Genomic DNA, 20189 nt, shown 5'->3' with positions numbered 1-20189 from the left:
GCACCATGCCTATCAGTCTCCGCCTGGATCCTGACATCGAGGCACGCCTGGCCCATCTGGCCCGGGCGACAGGGCGCTCCAAGACGTTTTACCTGCGTAAACTGATCGCCGAGCATCTCGACGAGCTCGAGGACGCCTATCTGGCCGAGCATGCGCTTGAGCAGCTTCGCCAGGGCCGGGATCGCGTCATGACCTCCGAGGAGTTCTGGCGTGACCTGGAAGATTGAGTATCTGGCCTCGGCAGCCAAGAGTTTCAAGAAGATCGATCCACAACAACGCCGGCGCATTCGTGCCTATCTTGAAGAGCGGGTAGTGTCTTTGGATCATCCGCGCCAGCTGGGCAAACCCTTGAGAGGCGAGTTGACGGAGTTCTGGCGCTATCGCGTGGGAGATTACCGCATCATCTGCCAGATTCAGGATGACAGGCTGGTGGTGCTTGTCGTCCGGGCGTCTCATCGCAAGGATGTCTATGAGTGAACCACCCAGCGGCCGGCAGCGATGCCGGCCGCTGGTGTTGTGGGTTCCCTTTTCCTTTTATTCGACATCCTCAGGCGGGCGCCTGGGTTTGCGGCCCGGGGTGCCGCGCACGGTGCGGCGGCCCAGCAACTCGGCGACCTGCTGCTGGAAGCGGGGCGTGCCGAGCACCAGCCCGCTGTGGGTGACCTGGCGGATCTCGTCGACCAGGCCATTCGCCAGGTGGTGGCGAAACAGCTCGCGGTAGGCTCCGTGGCGGTCGGCGGCGCCGGCGCCCAGTTCCATGACCGCCCCATGGGGCGTGACGATGGGATCGACCTGCCCCTGGGCGTTGGCGGCATAGCTCGACCAGCGGTACTCCCCGGGATGCGCCACCATGCCGGCCCGCACCGGGTTGAGCTCGATGTAGGCGTGGCAGGCCAGCAGGTAGCGAGATTCCCCCACCAGGCAGGAGCGGAAGCGCCCCTCGAAGAGTGTGCCGGTGCGCTGATAGCGGCGATTGAAGCGCTGCACATAGACCTGGCCGATGCGCTTCATCATGGCGCTGATCGCCTGCGGATCCACCCGTGGCGTGGCCAGCAGATGCACATGGTTGGTCATCAGCACGTAGGCATGGATGTCGACGCTGCAGGCGCGGCTGACTTCCTCGAGCAGTTGCAGGTAGGCCAGGCAGTCGTCGTGGTCGGCGAAGCAGACGCTGCGGTTGTTGCCCCGCTGGATCAGGTGCAGCGGGGTGCGGGGCAGCAGCAGGCGGGCGCGGCGGGTCATGATAGCCTCGGAATCGACTCGGTCTCCATGTAGCGTCGCGCAATGGCGCCCATCTGGCCGTAAGTGATGCGTGATACGGTGTGTCGTCGATCGATTAAAGAGGGTCTGTCCCCGATTTCTTAGGGGCTGGGCTGCTGGCTATGCCAACTCGATCAGGCGGGAGGCGTAGTCCAGCAGATCGCCGGTGTGTTTCTCGATGATGGCGATCACGATGGGGATCTGCACCGCCTGATAATCGTGGACGGCCACATTGCGAAAGCCTGTCATCTGCTTCATGGACGTGGCGAGTGACGCGTCGATGAGGCCTTCGCGCGCCAGGATATCGAACACTTCCCTTGCGCTCTGGGGCAGGCCCAGACGGTGCAGGCGTATCAGGCGGTTGCCTGCATCGATGCTGGCCTCGCAGGCGCGCTGCAGGTTGAGGATGGCGGCGTCCTGGCGCGTCTGATTTTCCGTGAAGGTGGCCGGGTGCTTGTCATACTCCTCCCGGGCCCTCGCCACGCAGCGCTCGATGCTCGCAGCCTTGTTGAGCAGGACGTCATCGGCCATGAACGCTGCCTCGCTCCTTGATGTCGGCGATCAATGCCCGGCGCTGTATGGCCAGGTCCCAGTATTCACTCTGCACTGTGAGCTCGAACTCGTCGCTGTCGCTGCCGAGATGCCATAGCCGCTCGCCGGTCGTCACGACCTGATGCTGAAGCACGGTAGAGGCCTGGCGCAGGTCGATCAGGTCGATCTCCTTGCCGAGCCTGTCGGCCAGTTCGCCACTCAGCTGCCAGCGCTGCTCGGGCGGCAGCGGTGCGGCCAGCAGGAGAGCCAGGTCCACGTCGCTGTCCCTCGTCGCTTCCCCCGTGGCCTGGCTGCCGAACAGATAGACCGCCTGCAGCGAGGGCAGGGAGGCTGTCAGGTAGGCCGTCACTGAGGCAAGGTCGCGTTGACTGAGTAGGCGTTGGGAGTCAGGCATGTCATGGGCCGCGAAAGGTTCGAGAAGAACAGGGTACAACAGCGCCGCGGCAATTGCCGCGGCGCTGAGATGTTGATGGTCCGCCTGACGTCGATCAGGCGTCGGCCTTGGGCAGCCTGGCGAGCGGGCGGCTCCAGATGGTCAGGAAGCGCTCGGTGTTGACGCTGCGCTGCTCGCTCTCGCGCTTGGTGCGGGGGAGGGGCTGGTCCCAAATGGTGGGGATGCGCTCGGTGGTCATGGGGAAACCTCCTGGGTTTCAGTTTTCGGAAAGTATTTTCACATATCTTATCTTCGACCAAGGTCGCAGGCAAGTATTTGTGAAAAATATTTCTGAAAATTCCGCACCCCCTGAATCGCCCCGCAAAGCGTGGCTACCATCAGTAGCAACAGCGTCGGTGGCAGTGGCATAACCACCCATGACAGCAGCCTCCGTGGCCGCGGGATGACTCCTGGAGCTTGCGGCCACTGGTGGGAGATCGGCTCTGCCGGCGGTTCGACGCTTCGACGAATGGCGGCGAAGCCGCCCGGCGGGGTTGCCGAACGCTGCAGCGGCTATAGTGAAACGACCACTCTCGGCAGGGAGGCCGTGCGCCATGACCGAATTCCCGCAGATCCTTCACCACGGCGGTGCCAGCGGCGTCACCGGCAGCTGCCATCGGCTGCAGATCAGTGATGACCGCGCCCTGCTGGTCGACTGCGGGCTCTTCCAGGGCCAGGACGCGGACCGGCTCGACGGCTTCGAGCAGCTCCAGGTGCGCTTCCCGGTGGAGGACGTGCTGGCGCTGGTGGTGACCCATGTGCATATCGACCATATCGGCCGGCTGCCCTACCTGCTGGCGGCGGGGTGGCGGGGGCCGATCCTCTGTTCGCTGCCCTCACGCCGGCTGCTGCCGCTGGTCATCGAGGATGCGCTGAAGATCGGCTTCACCCGCGACCGGGCGCTGATCGAGCGCTTCCTGGCCGAGGTGGAGGGGCGGCTGGTGGCGCTGGACTACGGCGACTGGCATACCCTGGTCGACGATACCCGCCACCGGGTGCGTGTCAGGCTCAAGCGCGCCGGGCATATCCTCGGCTCCGCCTACGCGGAAGTGGATACCCTCTACCGCGAGAGTGGTGAGCGCCATCGCACCCTCTTCTCCGGCGACCTGGGCGCCCCCCATGCGCCGCTCTTGCCGGCGCCGAAGCCGCCCTGGCGCTGCGACACCCTGGTGCTGGAGAGCACCTACGGCGACCGCGAGCACGAGGATCGCCGCCACCGGCGCGGCCGGCTGAAGGCCGCCATCGACCGGGCGCTGGCCAACGGCGGCACGGTGGTGATCCCCGCCTTTAGCATCGGCCGTACCCAGGAGCTGCTCTACGAGCTGGAGACGCTGATCCACCAGGCGAAAGGCCCGCGCTGGCAGGCGCTGGAGATCATCGTCGATTCGCCCCTGGCGGCGCGCTTCACCGCGGTCTACCGCGAGCTCAAGCCATGGTGGGACGCCGAGGCCCACCGCCGGCTGCGGGCGGGGCGCCACCCGCTCAGCTTCGAGAACCTTTATACCGTTAGCTCGCATGAGGAGCACGAGCGCACCGTCGAGTATCTCGCCGTGAGCCATCGCCCGGCGGTGGTGATCGCCGCCAGCGGCATGGTCAGCGGCGGGCGGGTGGTCAACTACCTCAAGCGGATGCTGGGCGACCCGCGCCACTGCGTGCTCTTCACCGGCTACCAGGGCGCCGGCACCCCGGGGCGCGATATCCAGCGCTACGGGCCCCGCGGCGGCTGGGTGGAACTGGATGGCGAGCGCATCGACATCCGCGCCCGGGTGGAGACGGTCTCCGGCTACTCGGCCCACGCCGATCGCCGCGACCTGCTCAATTTCGTTCGCCGCATGCGCGAACCGCCCCGGCATATCCGCCTGGTGCACGGCGAGGCCGAGGCCCAGCGCGCCCTGCGCGAGACTCTGCTGGCCTGGGCCCGGGAGGCCGGCCATCCCCTGAAGGTGACGCTGGGCAGCGAGTGCCCGGTTGCCGCCCCCGAGGGGGAGAGCGCCTGAGGGAGGGCGGCATGTTCCAGCGCATCCTGGTGGTGTGTGCCGGCAATATCTGCCGCAGCCCGGTGGCGGCGGCGATGCTTCGCGCCCGCCTGCCGGGGCGTGAGGTGAGCTCCGCCGGCCTCGGTGCCCTGGTGGGGCACGGTGTGGAGCCCAGCGCCGCCCGCCTGGCCGAAGCCGAGGGGCTCGTGATGGCGGGGTATCGGGCCCGCCAGCTCACGGCCGAGCTGCTGGCCGAGGCGGACCTGGTGCTGGTGATGAGCGAGGGGCAGCGCCGCGCCGTGGCCGAGCTGGCCCCCGCCGCCCTCGGCAAGACCCTGCTGCTGGGTCACTGGCTGCCCGGGGCCCGGGAGATTCTGGACCCCTACCGCTAGTCCGAGGAGATGTTTTCTTTGGTGCACCAGCGCCTGCGCGATGCCGTGGCCGCCTGGGTGTCGCGGCTATGAGACGAGGCGGAAGCCTGCGCCCGGCTAGCCTGTGAAGTGAGTGGTGCAGTAAGGCCGCCAGCAGCAGGAACCCACCGAAGCGATTCAGGGATGGCTCAATGCCGTGCCTGAGCGCCGTAGGAATCCCCTTCCTTTCCGCCGTTGGCGGCAGCTGCCTAAGCAGCTGAGGGAGGGGAGGACGTCAAGTGGGCGACAACTGCCTGGGAGGACTATCTCTACTGGCAGGGCCGCGATAAGAAGACACTCAAACGCATCAATACCCTGATCAAGGATATCCAGCGCCAGCCCTTCGACGGCCTGGGTGATCCCGAGCCCCTCAGGCATCAGTGGTCGGGTTACTGGTCGTGTCGAATCGACCGCGAGCACCGCCTGGTCTACAAGGTGGCCGACAGCGCCATCGTGATCGTGCAGTGCCGCTACCACTATTGAGCCTACCCCACCCCTCGACTGTCTCCCCTATATGCGCCATCTTTGAAGCAAGCGAGCGAATTGTCAGAAAGCGTACGTGCAGAAAGCGAACCAAGGCAGGCGGGCTGAGATGCCGCAAACGAACAGGGAGAGAGTGATGGTCGAGGCGCTAGCGGTTTCCGAGGTCTACCGGGGCTGCCCGGAGGAGGCCTTTTCCTTCGAGGTGACCAGCGAGCTTCCCACGCTGGACCTGCTGAGCGGCCACGACCGCGCGCGGGAGGCGCTGGACTTCGGCACCGCGATCAGAAGCGATGGCTTCAACCTCTTCGTGCTCGGCCAGCCGGGCCACGGCATGCACAGCCTGGTGGGGCACTTCCTGAAGGAGCGTTCCCGGGACGAGGCGCCGCCGCCGGACTGGGGCTACGTCTACAACTTCGACGCCCCCTCGGTGCCGCGCTACCTGCAGCTGCCGCCGGGGCTGGGCCGCCAGCTGCGCCGCGACATCGAGGCGCTGGTGGACGAGCTGCGCGGGGCCATTCCGGCGGTGTTCGAGAGCGAGGAGTACCAAAACCGGCTGCAGGAGCTGAAGCAGGCCATGGGCGAGCGCCAGCGCGACGCCATCGAGGCGGTGCGCCGCGAATCCCGCGAGCAGGGGGTGCTGCTGCTCTCCACCCCCAACGGCTTCACCTTCGCCCCGGCGGGCGACGGCGACACGATGATGCCGCCGGAGGAGTACGAGAAGCTGCCGAAGGAGGAGCGCGATCGCATCGAGCACACGGTGGAGATCCTGCAGCGCAAGCTGGCCCAGGCGATCAGCCGCATGCCGAAGCTCGCCAAGGAACTGCGCGAGCAGGTCCAGCAGCTCAACGAGGAGGTGCTGCAGACCGCCATCGGCGCGCCCCTGGCGGAACTCGAGGAGCGCTACGCCGACGAGGAGGGGGTGATCGCCCACCTCGCCGCCATCCGCGAGGCGATCGTCCAGCACGTCGACTCCTTTACCGCCGACGGTGCCGATATTCCCCCGGAGGCGGTGTTCAGCCGCTTCCACCTCAACCTGCTGGTAGACAACGCCGACACCGAGGGCGCCCCGGTGATCTACCTGGACCTGCCGGGCCACCAGCATCTGGTGGGGCGCATCGAGCACCACGTGCACAACGGCACCCTGCTCACCGATTTCTCGCTGATCCGCGCCGGGGCCCTGCACCGCGCCAACGGCGGCTACCTGGTGCTGGACGTGCGCGGCGTGCTCTCCCAGCCCGGCGCCTGGGAGACCCTCAAGCGGGTGCTGCGCTCGGGGCAGATCCGCACCGAATCCCTGGAGCAGGCCTACGGCCTGATCAGCACTGTGAGCCTGGAGCCACAGCCGATCCCGCTGGACGTGAAGATCGTGCTGCTGGGCGAGCGGCTGCTCTACTACCTGCTGTGCGAGCACGACCCGGAGTTCCTGGAGCTGTTCAAGGTGCAGGTGGACCTCGAGGACGAGCTGCCGCGCAGCGAGGCCAACCTGGCCCTCTACGCCCATATAGTGGCGACCCTGGCCCGGGAGGCCGCCCTGCGCCCGCTGGACCGCAGCGGGATGGCGGCCACCATCGAGCGCGCCAGCCGGCTGGCCGACGACCAGCAGCGCCTCACCGCCCGCCACCGCGACCTGAGCGACCTGCTCCAGGAGGCCGACCACTGGGCGGCCATGCAGGACGCCACGGTGATCACCCGCGCCCACGTGGAGAAGGCGGTGGCCCAGCAGCTCTACCGCGCCGGGCGCATCCGCGAGCGCAGCCTCGAGCAGATCAACCGCGGCACGGTGATGATCGCCACCGAAGGCCAGGCCGTGGGGCAGGTCAACGGCCTCTCGGTGCTGGCCCTGGGCGACTTCGCCTTCGGCCAGCCGACCCGCATTACTGCAACGGCGCGCCCCGGCACCGGCCAGGTGGTGGATATCGAGCGCGAGGCGCGCCTGGGCGGGCGCATCCACACCAAGGCGGTGATGATCCTGTCGCGCTTCCTGGCCGGGCGCTATGCCCCGGATGCGCCGCTGTCGCTCTCGGCGAGCCTCGCCTTCGAGCAGTCCTACGGCGGCATCGAAGGCGACAGCGCCTCGGTGGCGGAGGTGTGCGTGCTGGTCTCGGCCATCGCCCGGGTACCGCTCGACCAGCGCTTTGCCGTTACCGGCTCCATCAACCAGCACGGCGAGGTGCAGGCGGTGGGCGGGGTCAACGAGAAGATCGAGGGCTTCTTCGACGTCTGCCGCGCCCGGGGCAAACTCAGCGGCCAGGCGGTGATCCTGCCGGCCAGCAACGTCGAGCACCTCATGCTCAAGGCCGAGGTGCGCGAGGCCATGGCGGCGGGGAGCTTTCGTATCTTCGCCGTGCGCCACGTGGACGAGGCGCTGGCGCTGCTCACCGGCGAGGCGCCCGGCGAGCCCGACGAGCGCGGTCGCTTCCCCGAGCAGAGCGTCAACGGCCGGGTGCAGGCGCGCCTGGAGGCCTTCGCCGAGGCGATCAGGGCGGCCCGCGGGGCTGACGAAAAGGACCAGGCAAAGATCGATGAGAAGGCCGGCGACCAGAGGCAGAGAGAGGAGGGCGACGGCGACCATAAAGGGGAGGGCGGCGGCGACTATAAAGGGGAGGGCGACGGCGATGAGTGAGCGCAGCGAGGCGATGCGCGTGGTGGCGCTGCTGGATGACTCCCGTCAGAGCCAGGCGGCGCTGGCTGCCGCGGTGGCCCTGGCCGACCAGGTCAGCGCCGAGCTGGTAGCGCTCTTCATCGAGGACCTCGACCTCTTGAACTGCGCGGCCTTCCCCTTCTCCTGCGAGGTGGGCGCCAGCACCGGCCTCACCCGCCCGCTGCAGAGCGAGGCGCTGGAGGCGAGCCTGGCCCGCCAGCTGCAGCGCATCACCCGGGCCCTGGAGCAGGCGGTGGCGGGGCGCGAGCTGCGCCACCGCCTGCTGGTAAGCCGCGGCCAGGTGGTCGGTGAGGCCCTGGCCGAGGCAGCCCCCGGTGACGTGCTGGTGCTCGGCAAGGCGGGGCTCTCGTCGCGCTGGGGCTGGAGCTCGCGGCTCGGCTCCACCAGCCGCCGCCTAGTGCTGGAGGCCCCCTGCACGGTGATCATCTGGGACGAGCGCCACCCGCCGTCGCCCGGCCCGCTGCGCTACATTCGTGGCGAGGCCCCGACCCTGCCCTGGGGTGAGACCCTGGCCGAGGCCTCGCGCAACCGCCCGCTGTTTCGCGGCCGCGAGGAGCTCGCCCCCATGGCCGCCCCCGAGCTCGAACGCTTCCTCGCCCGCGCCCGCAGCGGCGCTCTGGTGATCAGCCGCCAGACCCTCACCCGGCTTTTCGCGGAGGACCCCGAGGTGCTGGCCCGCATCCCCATCCCGGTGGTGGTGGTGCCATAAGGGGGGAGGCTTGGACGAAAGATCTCCTGCTTGTACCGAGGCTATTGCTACTGGTGGGAGCCACGCTCTGCGGGGCGAAGGCGGAGGCCACAGCAACATCGGGCAACACCACCGGGCGCCTGCGGCGCCATTCGCCGGGCGGAGCCCATCTCCCACCAGTAGCTCCAAGCCCTGGAGGTCAGGTTAACCACCGAGGCTGTAGCGACTGTTGGTTATCCAGCTCCCACCGAGGCTTATTCCCACTGGTGGGCATCCAGCTATCAGCGTGAGGTCGCGACCCCCGGCTTGGCCCGGGAGTCAAGCACCACCAAGGGCTAGGAGCGGGCGGCTGTTTCAAGCACTCATTTCGCGTTACTATCTCGTCCGACTATCAACGCTGCATTCAACGAGAGGGACGACGGTGGGATGGCAGGCCTTGGGAACACGACCGTGAGAGCAAGCGCGTGAGCGCCATCGTGTCGCCCTGCGTGGGGCTCTGTTCCACCACCCTGGGGGATCGCACCTGCCGGGGCTGCCAGCGCAGCGATGCGGAGATCCGCGACTGGTTCGCCCTGGGCGGCGACGAGCGCGCCGCCCGCATGGCCGAACTCGACGCCCTGCGCGAGGCCGTGGCAGGCCGCTACCTGCGCTTGGTGGATGCCGCCGCCCTGGAGGCCCAGCTCAAGCGCCACCGCATCCGCTTCCGGGCGGATCAGCCGGGGCTGTCGCGAGCGGTGGAGCTTCTAAGGGTCGGCCGCGAGCGGATCCAGGAGCTCGCCCGCTATGGCCTGGCGCCGACGGGGCAGGGCGAAGGCCTGCCCGCCGCCGAGCTCCACGCGCGCCTGGCCGCCGAGCTGAACGAGGCCGCCGAGGCCCGCCGCCTTTTCTCTTTAGATGAGCGTTCCGCACTTGACCGTTCCGCCGAGAGCCCTTCATGTCCGTGACCCTGCCCGAGCCCGTCCGCGCCAGCGCCGACGACCTGCTGTCCGCCGAGCTGCTCGACTTCCTGCGCTGCCGCACCCCGGATGCCTGGGTGGCCTGGGCGCTGGAAAACCCCGAGCTCTTGCTGATCGACCACGCCCAGTGCGAGAAGAAGGCGGCCTCCACGGCCATGAGCCTGCTTTACCGCTACGTGGACCAGCCGCTGCTGCTCACCAAGATGAGCCAGCTGGCCCGGGAGGAGCTGCTCCACTTCGAGCAGGTGGTGAATCTGATGGAGAGCCGCGGCATTCCTTACCGGCATATCTCGGCCTCGCGCTACGCCGAGGGGCTGCGCCGCCACGTGCGCCCAGAGGAGCCGGAGCGGCTGGTGGACATCCTGATCATCGGCGCCTTCATCGAGGCGCGCAGCTGCGAGCGCTTTGCGCGGCTGATCCCCCACCTGGACCCCGAGCTTGCCAAGTTCTATCGCACTCTGGTTAAGTCGGAAGGGCGCCACTACGAGGACTACCTGATGCTGGCCCGCCACCTGGCCGCGTCACCCATCGAGCCCCGTATCGCCTTCTTCGCCGATCGCGAAGCCGAGCTGGTGCAGACGCCCGACACGGCGTTCCGTTTTCACAGTGGCGTGCCGGCGTAAGAGCGGCCCCATGCTACGCAGGACGACATGATGCGAGATGCACCCGACGCAACCGATACCCCACAAACGGATCGGCTCGCCCTCTTCGGCCACTTCTCGCTTACCCTCGGCGAGGATGCGCTGACCCAGTTCAGCTACGACAAGGTCAAGGCGCTGCTGGTCTACCTGCTGCTGCACAGCCAGCCGGTGAGCCGCGCCACCCTGGCGGAGCTGCTGTGGCCCGACCAGGGGCTCTCCTCTGGGCGCACCAACCTGCGCCACGCGCTGCACTGCCTGCGCCAGTCGCTGGGGGAGCACGCCGACGAGGTGCTCGCCGTCTCGCGTCAGACCATCGCCTTCCGCCTGCCCGCCCGCTGGCAGTTCGACCTTCACGAGGTGCAGCGCCACCTCGACGGCGAGCGTGACCTACCGACCCTGGCTGCGCTGCTCGACCACTACCAGGGCGATCTTGCCGAGGAGCTGCAGCTCAACAACTGCGGCGACTTCCAGCGCTGGCTGGTGCAGGTGCGCAATGACTGGCGTCAGCGGGTGATCCGCTTTGCCGAATCGGTGCTCGAGCAGCACGACAGCGTGCCCGACCGCCTGCTCATCGACCTGGTCAACCGCTTCTCGGGCTACGGCCCCTTCCACGAGAAGCTAGTGCGCCAGCTCGCTGAGCAGGGCCAACTGGCCGCCGCCCACGAGCAGTACAACGCCTACCTGCAGCTGCTGGCGCTCTCCGGCCAGCAGCCCGAGCCCGCCTTCCTGCAGCTGGCCCGCTACTGGTCCGACGCCCACGCCGACGTGGCCGCCGCCGGCGGGCTCGGCTTCGCCCGCACCCTGGCGCCGGACAGCGCGCCGCTGCGCGAGGAGGAGATCGAGCAGCGCCAGCTCTCGGTGATGGCCATTCGCCTGCGCCTGAAGGGCGACCTCTCCAGCCGCCCGGCCAGCCGCGACTGCCTGATGCTGCAGGTCGAGCTGCTGCGCTGGCTGGAGAAGCAGTGCCACCACTTGGGCGGCTTCTGGCTGCCCGGCGCCACCGGCGGCCTGGGCCTGGCCTGCTTCGGCACCCACGGCCCCGCCCACCAGCTGGCCGAGCTGGTGGCGCTTTTCGAGCACTGCCGGCGCATGCTCCCCGAGGAGAGCCGCCGCCACTGGAGCGGCGAGGGCGAACCGCCCCGGGTGGAGCTCGCTGCCGGCCTCAACAGCGGGCGGGTGATCTACCTGCCGGAACGCGACCTGGTCGACCCGCTGGGCCAGGTCACCCAGGGCTCGCTGGAGCTGATGGCCGCCGCCGAGGGCAGCGAGCTGGTCATCTCCCAGGAGGCGAGCCAGCACATGCCGCCGGCGCTGGACCTGCAGCCGCGCTTGAGCTCGCGGCTGGTAGCCAGCGACGGCCGGGTGCGCCTGCGCGCGCTGGTTCTCGGCGCGAATGAGGGCGGCCGCGAGGCGCTGCCGCCCAGCCTGGTGGGCCGCGAGACGGCGCTGCGCACCCTGCGCGACGCCCTGGCCCGGGCCGGCATCGGCCTGCGCCAGAGCCTGCTGGTGCGCGGCCCCTCCGGCATGGGCAAGTCGGCACTGATGGTCGGCTTCCGCCAGCTAGAGCAGAGCCGCGACGCCGCCATCTGCTGGCAGCCCACCACCCGGCTCTCGGTGCAGGAGCCCTACGGCGTGGCCCGCCAGCTGCTGCGCTGGCGCCTGAACGGCCCGATCTCCCCCGCGGCCCTGGCCGAGCTGCGCGAGGCCCTGGGCCTGGCCGAGCTCGACGAGCCCCGCCAGCAGCTGCTGGAGGAGGCCCTGGGCGCCCGGGAGCCCCGCGAGGTGGCCCTGCTCACCCAGAGCGGCGAGGCGGTGGAGCTGGTGGTCGGGCTGCTGCAGCGGCTGGTGACGGCCTTTGCCGCCGAGCGCACCCTGGTGCTGATGATCGACGACCTGCAGTGGCTCGACGAGCCCAGCTTCAAGCTGCTGGCCGGCCTGCAGGCGCGCCTGCCGATCAACTGCGCCTTCATGCTGGTGGCCAGCCACCACGGCCGCGAGGCGCTGCCGGCGCGGCTGCACTGGGACCAGCAGATCAGCCTGGGCCGGCTCGACGCCATGCAGTCCTCGCGGCTGCTCTCCCAGCTCGCCCGGCGCTACCGCATCCACCTGAGCCCGCGCCTGCGCGGCCAGATCATCGAGCGCTGCGACGGCGTGCCGCTCTACCTGCAGGAGATCTGCCGGCGGGTCGACATGGACCGCCGCGAGGGGCGCAGCGTCCACCTGGACGAGCTGCCCCACGGCCTGCTCGGCCTGCTCGGCAGCCGCATCGACCAGCTCGACGCCGACCGCGAGGTGGCCCACGTCGCCGCGGTGCTGGGCCGGCGCTTCCGCTTCGACTTTCTGGCCGAGTGCAGCGGCTGGGAGAAGCTGCGCCTCGGCCAGGCGCTGGAGCAGATGCGCCGCCTGGAGATCATCGAGCCGGTGGAGGGCGACGACGACGGCCGCGAGTACCAGTTCACCCACCAGCTGCTGCAGGAGGCCGCCTACCTCTCCTGCCCGCGGGACGTGCGCACGGCGATTCACCGCCAGGTGGTCGAGCTGATCGAGGAGCGCTTCCCGATGTGGATTAGCCGCCACCCGGGGGACTTCGCCACCCACCTGCGGCGCAGCGGCCACTACGCCCGGGGTGCGCGCTACTACGAGCTGGCCGCCCGCGAGGCGCTCAAGGTGAGCGCTAACCGCACCGCGCTGAAGATGGCCGATCTCGGCCTGGTCTGCCTGCGCCAGGTGGAGGACCGGATCGAGCGCGAGGTGAGCCTGCTCACCGTGCGCGGCCAGGCCGCCTTCGCCCTGGAGGGCCACGGCTCGCCCACCGCCCACGAGAGCTTCGTGCGCGCCCGCGATCTGCTGCGGCAGGTCAAGGAGCGGGGCGGAGAAGAGGGCGAGACCGCCGACCTGGAGCAGGCCTTCCTGGTCAAGTGGGGCCTGTGGGTGGGGTGCAGCCAGCGCCATGCCCATGCCGACGCCTTCCACCTCGCCTCGAAGCTCGCCGGCCTCGCCGAGCGCATGGAGGACCCGCGCTACCGCCGCCTGGCCGAGTACGCCCGGGCCAGCTGCGAGTACTGGGCCGGGCGCATCCAGCGCGCCTATGATCACCTGGAGGAGATCAACCCCCTCGAATCGCCGATGATGATCGAGTGGCTGCCCTTCTCCGACCATCCCCAGGTGGCCGCCGCCTGCTTCCAGGGCTGGGCGCTCTGCCTGCGCGGCGACTACCGCCGCGCCGAGACCCAGGTGGAGTCCGCCATTCGCCTGGCCGAGAAGATCGGCCACCCCGGCAGCCTGGCCATGGCGCTGATGTACGCCGCCTCTCTCTACCGCCAGCTGGGCCACGTGCATCTCGCCGCTACCCGTGCTGAGCGGGCCTATGAGCTCACCGGCAGCCAGGACCTGCACCTGTGGCAGATGTCCGCCCGCGGCGTGATGGGCTGGCAGCGCGCCCTGGCCGGCGACTGCGAGGGGCTGGCCCAGGTGGAGCAGGCCCAGGAGGAGCTGATCGAGCTCACCGGCCGCGACCCCTACAGCCGCCCCTCGCTGTGGTATGTGGACGCCTGCGTCGCCCTGGGGGAGTTCGGCCGCGCCGAGGACTACCTGGACCAGGCGCTGCTACTCGCCCGGGAGAAGACCACGCTCTTCGTGCCCGAGCTCGCCGTGCACCTGGCCCGAGTGCGCCACCGCCTCGGCCACCCGCGGGAGGAGATCATCGCGCTGATCGAGCTCGCCCAGCAGCAGGCCCGCGAGGACGGCAATCTCCACCAGCAGATCGGCGCTCTGGAGCTCTGGCTTACCGTTATCGATCCCGCCGATGACAAGGCCCGCCAGGAGCTGCGCCGCCTGCTCGCCGAGGTCAACCACTCCGACGCCCCGATCATCGCCCGCTGGAGAAGCTTGCTCGACCGCGCCCTGCCCGCCGCCGCCGGCGCGGTACAGTAAGGCCATTGCTGCCACTGGCCAGTCGGTAACTCTGCGCCCCTATTGCACTAGGGGCGTTTCTGCTACTCTACCGGCCTCGTTTACAGCCCCCCCCCTCGGTTAACTTTTTCTGACATCTCAACGGTGATTCGCCACATGGCAAAGCAACAGGACGCCTCTGACCTTCAGCTTGCGCTCAAGGCATGCCGAAGCTCATTTGTGTCGGTCGGTTTTTTCAGCATGTTTGTCAACCTGCTGATGCTGGTTCCCCCCATGTACATGCTCCAGGTCTATGATCGGGTGCTCAGCACCCAGAGCGTCGATACGCTCATCATGCTGACCCTGGTGGTGATCTTTCTCTTCATGGTGATGGGCGGGCTCGAGCTGGTGCGCTCGCGGATTCTGGTGCGCGTTGGCAACAAGCTCGATAGCAGCATCAATGCGCGCCTCTACAGCGCCATGTTCCGTCGCAGCGTCGTGGCCCAGGGGCAGCAGAGCGCCCAGCCGCTCAACGACCTCACCAGCGTACGCCAGTTTCTGACCGGCAATGGCCTGTTTGCCTTCTTCGATGCCCCCTGGGTGCCGGTCTATCTTTTCGTGCTCTTCCTGTTCCACCCGTGGCTGGGCATCTTTGCTACCGTTGCAGGGATCATTCTGCTTGGCTTGGCCATTGCCAACGAAAAGGCCACCAAGGGCCTGTTGGCCGAGGCGAGCAGCGAACATATACAGGCGCAGAACCTGGCCAACTCGAACCTGCGCAACGCCGAGGTGCTCCACGCCATGGGCATGCTGCCCGGGATCATGGGGCGCTGGGCGCAGAAGCATCATCAGTTCCTTTCCAAGCAGTCTCAAGCCAGCGATCGTGCCGGTGCCCTGACCAACACCTCCAAGGTGCTGCGCATGCTGGCGCAGTCGATGATCCTTGGTCTGGGTGCCTACCTGGTGCTGCGCGGTGACATGACGCCGGGCATGATGATCGCCGGCTCCATCATCATGGGGCGTGCCCTGGCGCCCATCGATCAGATGATCGGCAGCTGGAAGGGCTTCGTTGGCGCCCGAGGTGCCTATGACCGCCTCAACGATCTGCTCAACCAGATTCCTGCCGAGCAGCGGCGCATGTCACTGCCCGCGCCCAAGGGCAATCTGGCCGTCGAGACGGTGGCCGCAGCTCCCCCCGGCGTACGAATGGCCACGATTCGTGGCATCAACTTCGAGGTAGCCAAGGGTGAGCACATTGGCATCATTGGTCCCAGTGCAGCGGGCAAGTCGACGCTGGCGAGAGTGCTACTGGGCATCTGGCCGGCTCAGGTGGGAAGCGTTCGCCTCGACGGCGCCGATGTGGTTCAGTGGAACCGCGACGAGCTTGGCCCCTACATCGGTTACCTGCCCCAGGACATCGAGCTCTTCGACGGCACCATAGGTGAGAACATCGCCCGCTTTGGCGAGGTCAATGCGGAAAAGGTGGTCAAGGCGGCCCAGAAGGCCGGCGTTCATGAAATGATCCTCGAGCTGCCCAACGGCTATGACACCTACATTTCCTCCACGAGCGGCGCGCTCTCCGGCGGCCAGCGCCAGCGCATCGGTCTGGCCCGGGCGTTGTATGGCAACCCCGTTTTCGTCGTGCTCGATGAGCCCAACTCGAACCTGGATGACGCCGGCGAGCGCGCCTTGAGCGAGACCATCGCCACCCTCAAGGCCGAAGGGGTGACGCTGTTCATCATCAGCCACCGTACCAGCGTACTCAAGAGCATGGACAAGCTTCTGGTCATGAAGGAAGGGCAGGTCAGCATGTTTGGCCCGCGAGATCAGGTGCTTGCCCAATTCGCCAAGAAACCCCAGCGCCAGGTCAGTCAGTCGACTAATTCTCGCCTGGCCGCCGTGCGTGGCGGTCGGCCTGAGGGCCCCGTCGGCAGTGGAAACCCCGAGGAGCAGAAGTAATGGCCGATGAATCCAGATCTAGCGGCCGCGATGTGGCGAAGCAAGACGAGATCGATATCACCCCGGGGCCCCAGACCTTGGAAGGCGACTATGCTGAACAGCTGCCCACCAGTGACAAGGGGTACAAGCGCCTCGGCCTGCTGATTCTGCTGGTGGCCTTCGGTGGCTTCGGGTTCTGGGCCGTCACGGCCTCCCTGGCCGTGGCCGTGGTCGCTCCGGGCAACGTCTCCGTGGAATCCTTCAAGCGCAGCGTTCAGCACCTGGAAGGGGGCATCGTGCGCGAGATTCTGGTGGATGATGGTGATCACGTGGAAGCGGGGCAGCCTCTGATCGTTCTGAGTGACACCCAGGTCCGCTCTCAGCTGGAGATCGCCCGCGCCCAATACCTGATCAATCGTGCGATGGAGGTGCGCCTGCTGGCGGAACAGGAGCAGGCCGATGAGCTGGTGTTCTCCCGAGAGCTGATGGAAAGCGACAGCCCTCGCGTGCAGCAGGTTGTAGCGGTGCAGCAAAGTCTGTTTGTGGCTCGTCGAGAGTCGCTGCGCGGAGCACTGGAGTCCCTGGACGAGCAGATCGTTCAGATGCGTGAGCAGATCGAGGGGCTCGAACAGCTGGTCGACGTCAACACTCGCCGTATCGCCTCGCTGCGTGGCGAGGCCGAGGATTTTCGCTCGCTGTTTCGCGAGGGTCTCGGCGATAACCAGCGACTTCGCGAGCTGGAGCGCCAGGTCCTGCAGTTCGAAGGCGAGGTGGCCCAGCATCGCGCCGAGATGTCCCGCCTGCGCTCACAGATCAGCGAGAACCGTCTGCAGCGCGAAGTGCGCCAGCAGGAGTTCCAGTCCGAGGTGGGCGAGCAGCTGCGCCAGGCGCAGTCCCAGATCGCCGAGGCCGAGGAGCGCATCACCTCGCTTAGCGATCAGGTCGAGCGCACCGTCATCGTGGCGCCGGTGTCCGGTAACGTGGTGGATCGCCAGGTGCACAGCGTGGGGGCGGTGATCCGCGCCGGCGACACCGTGATGGATATCGTCCCCTCCACGGACGGCTTTGTGGTGGAGGCGCGGGTGCCCAGCCGCGACATCGACAATATCTTCCGTGGTCAGGCCGCCGAGATCCGCTTCTCCGCGTTCAATCAGCGCCTGACCAACGTGATCGCCGGTGAGGTGATCTATGTCAGCGCCGACAGCTTCGAGGATGAGGCGACCGGCCAGCGCTACTATCGAACGCGACTTCGGGTGACCGAAGAGGGCATGGAGGACATGACCGAACAGATGCAGCTGCTCTCCGGTATGCCGGCCGAGGTGATGATTCGTACCGGCGAACGCACCTTCGCCAGCTACATTGCCCGCCCGATCACCGACATGCTGGCGCGAGCCATTCGGGAGGATTGATGCGCACAGGGATGAAATGGCCGCTCGGCATGGCCGTTGCGTTGGGGCTCTGGGGAGCCAGCAGTCTGGCGCTCTCTCAGCCGAGTGGGGATGTGCCAGCTGGAGAGCAGGCCATGGAGGAACTGGCTGCTCTGGATGCCGTCTCCACACCGAGCTCCTCTTCGCTGCCTTCGTTGCCTCATCTGTTCGAGAGTGCCTTGCGACACGATGCGCGCCTGTCTCAGCAGCGCTATGAGCTTGAGGCGACGGAACAGGAAGTGCCCATGGCGCGCTCGCAGCTGCTCCCCCAGCTCAGTGCCAGTGGTGGCTATCTGTGGCAGGACTCCACCAATATCCAGACAGATCCAGAAGGGTTCGGTCTTGATCAGCCGGCCCAACGGCCGGGTACCTTCGATGAACACCATTGGCGGCTTAACCTCCAGCAGCCGCTGTTCAACCTGGAGCGCTGGCGTGGCATGGGGCGTGCCGACGCCCAGGTGGGAGCGGCCGAACTCGACCTGGCCATTGCCGAACGCGACCTTGCCCTGCAGGTCAGTGAGGCCTATATCAACGCCTACCTGGCCTCACGAACCTTGGGGCTCCTGGAGGCCCAGCAGGAGTCCCTCGAGCTTCAGGTGCGCCAGGCGCAGCGTGCCTTCGACCTGGGAGTGGGGGATCGCATCAACCTCCTCGAGGCGCAGTCCCGTTTCGATCAGGCCATTGCCGATGCCGTCCAGGCCGAGAACGAGCTGGACGACGCCCTGAGCGAGCTCGAGCGCCTCACCGGCGTGCTTCCCGACTTCAGCGGCGGCATCCTGGGCGACCTCGCTGCCGCCGACGTCGACGGCGACTGGCTGGATGAGCGGCCCTGGATCGAATCCATCGGCAATAATCTCGATGTGCTGCGCGCCCTGGCCGAGCGCAATATCGCCGAAAGCGACACCCGAGTGCGGCGCAGCGGCTATTTTCCCGAGATCAATCTCAACCTCAGTTACAGCGACCGCCAGAGCGACGACGATCTGCGTACCAGTGAGGACTATACCGCCAGTGTGGAGCTCAACATGCCGCTCTACCGCGGCGGTTACACCGTCGCCAGCGTGCGTCAGGGCGAGCTGCGAACCCGGGCCAGTCAGGAAGCCGTCGACAACGCCCACAACCTGGCCGCACAGGAGGTGCGCCAGCGCCTGCGGGCCCTGAATGGTAACGTGCGCCGCCTGGAGGCCCTGGCGCGTGCCATCGAATCCAGCGAGCTGTTTCTCGAGGCCGCCGAGCGGGGCGAGCAGCTCGGCCTGCGCGATCTCGTCGATGTGCTCGATGCCCGCGCCACGCTCTATGATCAGCGCATCCAGTATGTCGATGCCCTGGGTCGCTTCCTGATCGATCGCCTTGCCCTGCAGTCCGCCGTGGGTGACCTTGGCAGTCAGGATCTGGGCAACGTCATGCAGCTCCTCAGCAGCATCACGGCGCCCTGATTGGTGAGGTCGGGCATGATTGTCCATGGTTCCTCCAGTGACTGGCTCCGACGTGGAATGCGCTGCTTCGACGCCGGCATCGCGCTGCTGATTGCCTGGCTGGTGTTGGCGTGGTTCCAGGGTATCGACAACGCCGACAGCATCGACTACCTGCTGTTGATTCTGGCCGGCAGCATGATGCTGCCGGCCTGTGGCGAACTGCTTGGCCTCTACCAACCCTGGCGCGGGCGCAGCTTCTTCAGCATGCTGGGTGTGTATGCTCTGGCCTGGATGCTGACGCTCTCCATTCTCAGTCTGCTGCTGGTGGCCACCAAGAGCACCCAGGTCTTTTCCCGTCTGTGGATGGGAACCTCTGCGCTGACCATCCTCGCTGCCGGCTGCGTGCTGCGCGCGCTTCTCTACGGACTTCTGCGTTACCTTCGCTCCAAGGGGCACAACCTCAAACGAGTGCTGCTGCTCGGCCCGGCCGATAACCTGGACAGGGTCGAGCGACATCTGGCCAGCATGCCCTCGGTGGGTTACGTCGTCGTAGGGCGTCTGGAGGAGAGGGCAGAAGGCGACTTCACTCAGGCGGTCACCGAGATGGCAGAGCGTAGCGTCTTTCAGCGCGACTTCGACGAGATCTGGGTCAGCTATCCCCTGGTCGAGGGTGCCAAGGTTCAGTGCATTGCCGGTGCCTTCGTGAGCGTGCCGGTCAGCGTTCGCTATTTTCCGGACCTCTCCGATGTTCGGCTGCTCAACCATCGCACGGCTCAGGTGGCGGGTCTCTACTCCCTGGATCTCAATTACAGCCCTCTGAATGGCCCGCGGCGGCTGCTGAAGGCCCTGGAGGACAGGGCGCTGGGCCTGTTGCTGTTCCTGCTGTTTCTTCCCATCATGCTGGTGGTGGGGCTGCTGGTCAGGTGGAAGATGGGTGGGCCCGTCCTCTTCAAGCAGGAGCGCCACGGCCTGGATGGCAAGCGCTTTCGGATCTACAAGTTCCGCACCATGGCCAACCACTCTCCATCCGGCACGCCTCAGGCCCAGCATGGGGACCCTCGCATCACACCGCTGGGGGCATTCCTGCGCCGCACCAGTCTCGATGAGCTCCCCCAGCTGTTCAATGTGCTGCAGGGGCGCATGTCGCTGGTGGGGCCCAGGCCCCATGCCATGGACCATAACGCCTACTACAATGGCCTGATCGAGCGCTACATGCAGCGCCACCGTGTGAAGCCGGGGATGACAGGCTGGGCGCAGGTCAATGGCCTGCGCGGCATCACCGACAGTGTGGATGTCATGAGAAAGCGGGTCGAATTCGACCTCTACTATATCGACAACTGGTCCCTGGGACTGGATATCAAGATTCTGGCCATGACGCTCACGCGCGGCTTCATCAATCGGCAACCTTGAACCTGCCGGCCAGCCGCCGGGGTGGTATCATGCTGCGCCATGAGTCATGT

General features: G+C 67.3%; 17 protein-coding genes and 1 pseudogene. 14 read left to right on the top strand and 4 right to left on the bottom strand.

The genetic code is table 11. The features are described from left to right. The first annotated feature begins 5 nt into the window (after nt 1-5). Nucleotides 6-227, top strand: a complete 222-nt coding sequence (locus DER72_RS11240; protein ID WP_110070082.1) for a TraY domain-containing protein — start codon at nt 6-8, stop codon at nt 225-227. Next, nucleotides 211-477, top strand: a complete 267-nt coding sequence (locus DER72_RS11235; protein ID WP_110070081.1) for a type II toxin-antitoxin system RelE/ParE family toxin — start codon at nt 211-213, stop codon at nt 475-477. Before DER72_RS11240 ends, DER72_RS11235 begins: the two co-directional genes overlap by 17 nt. A 57-nt stretch (nt 478-534) precedes the next feature. Here the strand turns inward: DER72_RS11235 and DER72_RS11230 are convergent, their stop codons facing one another. The 4 genes from DER72_RS11230 to DER72_RS16190 all read right to left on the bottom strand — a co-directional run bounded on the left by DER72_RS11230 (nt 535) and on the right by DER72_RS16190 (nt 2444). Beyond that, on the bottom strand, nt 535-1242 hold the full coding sequence (locus DER72_RS11230) for a transposase (RefSeq protein WP_110070080.1): 708 nt from the start codon (nt 1240-1242) through the stop codon (nt 535-537). A 138-nt stretch (nt 1243-1380) separates the two neighbouring features. Next, nucleotides 1381-1791, bottom strand: coding sequence for a DUF86 domain-containing protein (locus tag DER72_RS11225; RefSeq protein WP_110070079.1), 411 nt, complete (start codon nt 1789-1791; stop codon nt 1381-1383). Further along, on the bottom strand, nt 1781-2206 hold the full coding sequence (locus tag DER72_RS11220) for a nucleotidyltransferase domain-containing protein (protein WP_110070078.1): 426 nt from the start codon (nt 2204-2206) through the stop codon (nt 1781-1783). The genes DER72_RS11225 and DER72_RS11220 overlap by 11 nt, the downstream gene beginning before the upstream one ends. A 94-nt stretch (nt 2207-2300) precedes the next feature. Continuing rightward, nucleotides 2301-2444: a hypothetical protein gene (locus tag DER72_RS16190; RefSeq protein ID WP_181395662.1), complete on the bottom strand. Its 144-nt coding sequence runs from the start codon at nt 2442-2444 to the stop codon at nt 2301-2303. A gap of 355 nt (nt 2445-2799) precedes the next feature. On the opposite strand from DER72_RS16190, the gene DER72_RS11215 reads away from it, so the two are divergent. From DER72_RS11215 to DER72_RS11160, 12 genes and pseudogenes are all read left to right on the top strand, one after another. After that, entirely contained in the window at nt 2800-4242 is a 1443-nt protein-coding gene (locus DER72_RS11215) for an MBL fold metallo-hydrolase RNA specificity domain-containing protein (RefSeq protein WP_110070077.1), read from the top strand. A gap of 11 nt (nt 4243-4253) precedes the next feature. After that, complete coding sequence (locus DER72_RS11210) at nt 4254-4613, top strand: low molecular weight protein-tyrosine-phosphatase (protein WP_181395661.1); 360 nt, start codon at nt 4254-4256, stop codon at nt 4611-4613. 258 nt (nt 4614-4871) lie between these two features. Then, nucleotides 4872-5114: pseudogene (locus tag DER72_RS11205) on the top strand (Txe/YoeB family addiction module toxin); the annotation flags it as partial. Nucleotides 5115-5250: 136 nt separating this feature from the next. Beyond that, nucleotides 5251-7737 carry a Lon protease family protein gene (locus DER72_RS11200; protein WP_110070076.1) on the top strand — a complete coding sequence of 829 codons (2487 nt, stop codon included), beginning with the start codon at nt 5251-5253 and terminating at the stop codon, nt 7735-7737. After that, complete coding sequence (locus DER72_RS11195) at nt 7730-8485, top strand: universal stress protein (protein WP_181395660.1); 756 nt, start codon at nt 7730-7732, stop codon at nt 8483-8485. The genes DER72_RS11200 and DER72_RS11195 overlap by 8 nt, the downstream gene beginning before the upstream one ends. A gap of 443 nt (nt 8486-8928) precedes the next feature. Continuing rightward, entirely contained in the window at nt 8929-9408 is a 480-nt protein-coding gene (locus DER72_RS11190; RefSeq protein WP_110070074.1) for a DUF1289 domain-containing protein, read from the top strand. Continuing rightward, entirely contained in the window at nt 9399-10043 is a 645-nt protein-coding gene (locus DER72_RS11185; RefSeq protein WP_110070073.1) for a tRNA-(ms[2]io[6]A)-hydroxylase, read from the top strand. Before DER72_RS11190 ends, DER72_RS11185 begins: the two co-directional genes overlap by 10 nt. A 30-nt stretch (nt 10044-10073) precedes the next feature. Further along, a complete protein-coding gene (locus DER72_RS11180) occupies nt 10074-13994 on the top strand; it encodes an AAA family ATPase (protein WP_375153273.1) in 3921 nt (1306 codons plus the stop codon). 135 nt (nt 13995-14129) lie between these two features. Beyond that, complete coding sequence (locus tag DER72_RS11175) at nt 14130-15911, top strand: type I secretion system permease/ATPase (RefSeq protein ID WP_110070071.1); 1782 nt, start codon at nt 14130-14132, stop codon at nt 15909-15911. Next, nucleotides 15911-17299 (top strand): HlyD family type I secretion periplasmic adaptor subunit, encoded by a 1389-nt coding sequence (locus tag DER72_RS11170; RefSeq protein WP_110070070.1) that lies wholly within the window; start codon nt 15911-15913, stop codon nt 17297-17299. The genes DER72_RS11175 and DER72_RS11170 overlap by 1 nt, the downstream gene beginning before the upstream one ends. After that, nucleotides 17299-18750, top strand: a complete 1452-nt coding sequence (locus DER72_RS11165) for a TolC family outer membrane protein (RefSeq protein ID WP_309064165.1) — start codon at nt 17299-17301, stop codon at nt 18748-18750. Before DER72_RS11170 ends, DER72_RS11165 begins: the two co-directional genes overlap by 1 nt. 57 nt (nt 18751-18807) lie before the next feature. Next, entirely contained in the window at nt 18808-20139 is a 1332-nt protein-coding gene (locus DER72_RS11160; RefSeq protein ID WP_110070068.1) for an undecaprenyl-phosphate glucose phosphotransferase, read from the top strand. Nucleotides 20140-20189 lie beyond the last annotated feature (50 nt).

It is taken from the genome of Halomonas sp. A11-A, from assembly GCF_003182195.1.
Lineage (GTDB): Bacteria > Pseudomonadota > Gammaproteobacteria > Pseudomonadales > Halomonadaceae > Halomonas > Halomonas alkalicola.
Note: the sequence above shows the minus strand (reverse complement) of the source record. Positions and strands in the feature narration are given on the sequence as shown.

Excerpts from the sequence above, each read along its gene's own strand:
- DER72_RS11240 (WP_110070082.1), top strand. The coding sequence starts at position 6 with ATGCCTATCAGTCTCCGCCTGGATCCTGACATCGAGGCACGCCTGGCC.
- DER72_RS11230 (WP_110070080.1), bottom strand. The coding sequence starts at position 1,242 with ATGACCCGCCGCGCCCGCCTGCTGCTGCCCCGCACCCCGCTGCACCTG.
- DER72_RS11225 (WP_110070079.1), bottom strand. The coding sequence starts at position 1,791 with ATGGCCGATGACGTCCTGCTCAACAAGGCTGCGAGCATCGAGCGCTGC.
- DER72_RS11220 (WP_110070078.1), bottom strand. The coding sequence starts at position 2,206 with ATGCCTGACTCCCAACGCCTACTCAGTCAACGCGACCTTGCCTCAGTG.
- DER72_RS16190 (WP_181395662.1), bottom strand. The coding sequence starts at position 2,444 with ATGACCACCGAGCGCATCCCCACCATTTGGGACCAGCCCCTCCCCCGC.
- DER72_RS11215 (WP_110070077.1), top strand. The coding sequence starts at position 2,800 with ATGACCGAATTCCCGCAGATCCTTCACCACGGCGGTGCCAGCGGCGTC.
- DER72_RS11210 (WP_181395661.1), top strand. The coding sequence starts at position 4,254 with ATGTTCCAGCGCATCCTGGTGGTGTGTGCCGGCAATATCTGCCGCAGC.
- DER72_RS11200 (WP_110070076.1), top strand. The coding sequence starts at position 5,251 with ATGGTCGAGGCGCTAGCGGTTTCCGAGGTCTACCGGGGCTGCCCGGAG.
- DER72_RS11195 (WP_181395660.1), top strand. The coding sequence starts at position 7,730 with ATGAGTGAGCGCAGCGAGGCGATGCGCGTGGTGGCGCTGCTGGATGAC.
- DER72_RS11185 (WP_110070073.1), top strand. The coding sequence starts at position 9,399 with ATGTCCGTGACCCTGCCCGAGCCCGTCCGCGCCAGCGCCGACGACCTG.
- DER72_RS11180 (WP_375153273.1), top strand. The coding sequence starts at position 10,074 with ATGCGAGATGCACCCGACGCAACCGATACCCCACAAACGGATCGGCTC.
- DER72_RS11175 (WP_110070071.1), top strand. The coding sequence starts at position 14,130 with ATGGCAAAGCAACAGGACGCCTCTGACCTTCAGCTTGCGCTCAAGGCA.
- DER72_RS11170 (WP_110070070.1), top strand. The coding sequence starts at position 15,911 with ATGGCCGATGAATCCAGATCTAGCGGCCGCGATGTGGCGAAGCAAGAC.
- DER72_RS11165 (WP_309064165.1), top strand. The coding sequence starts at position 17,299 with ATGCGCACAGGGATGAAATGGCCGCTCGGCATGGCCGTTGCGTTGGGG.
- DER72_RS11160 (WP_110070068.1), top strand. The coding sequence starts at position 18,808 with ATGCGCTGCTTCGACGCCGGCATCGCGCTGCTGATTGCCTGGCTGGTG.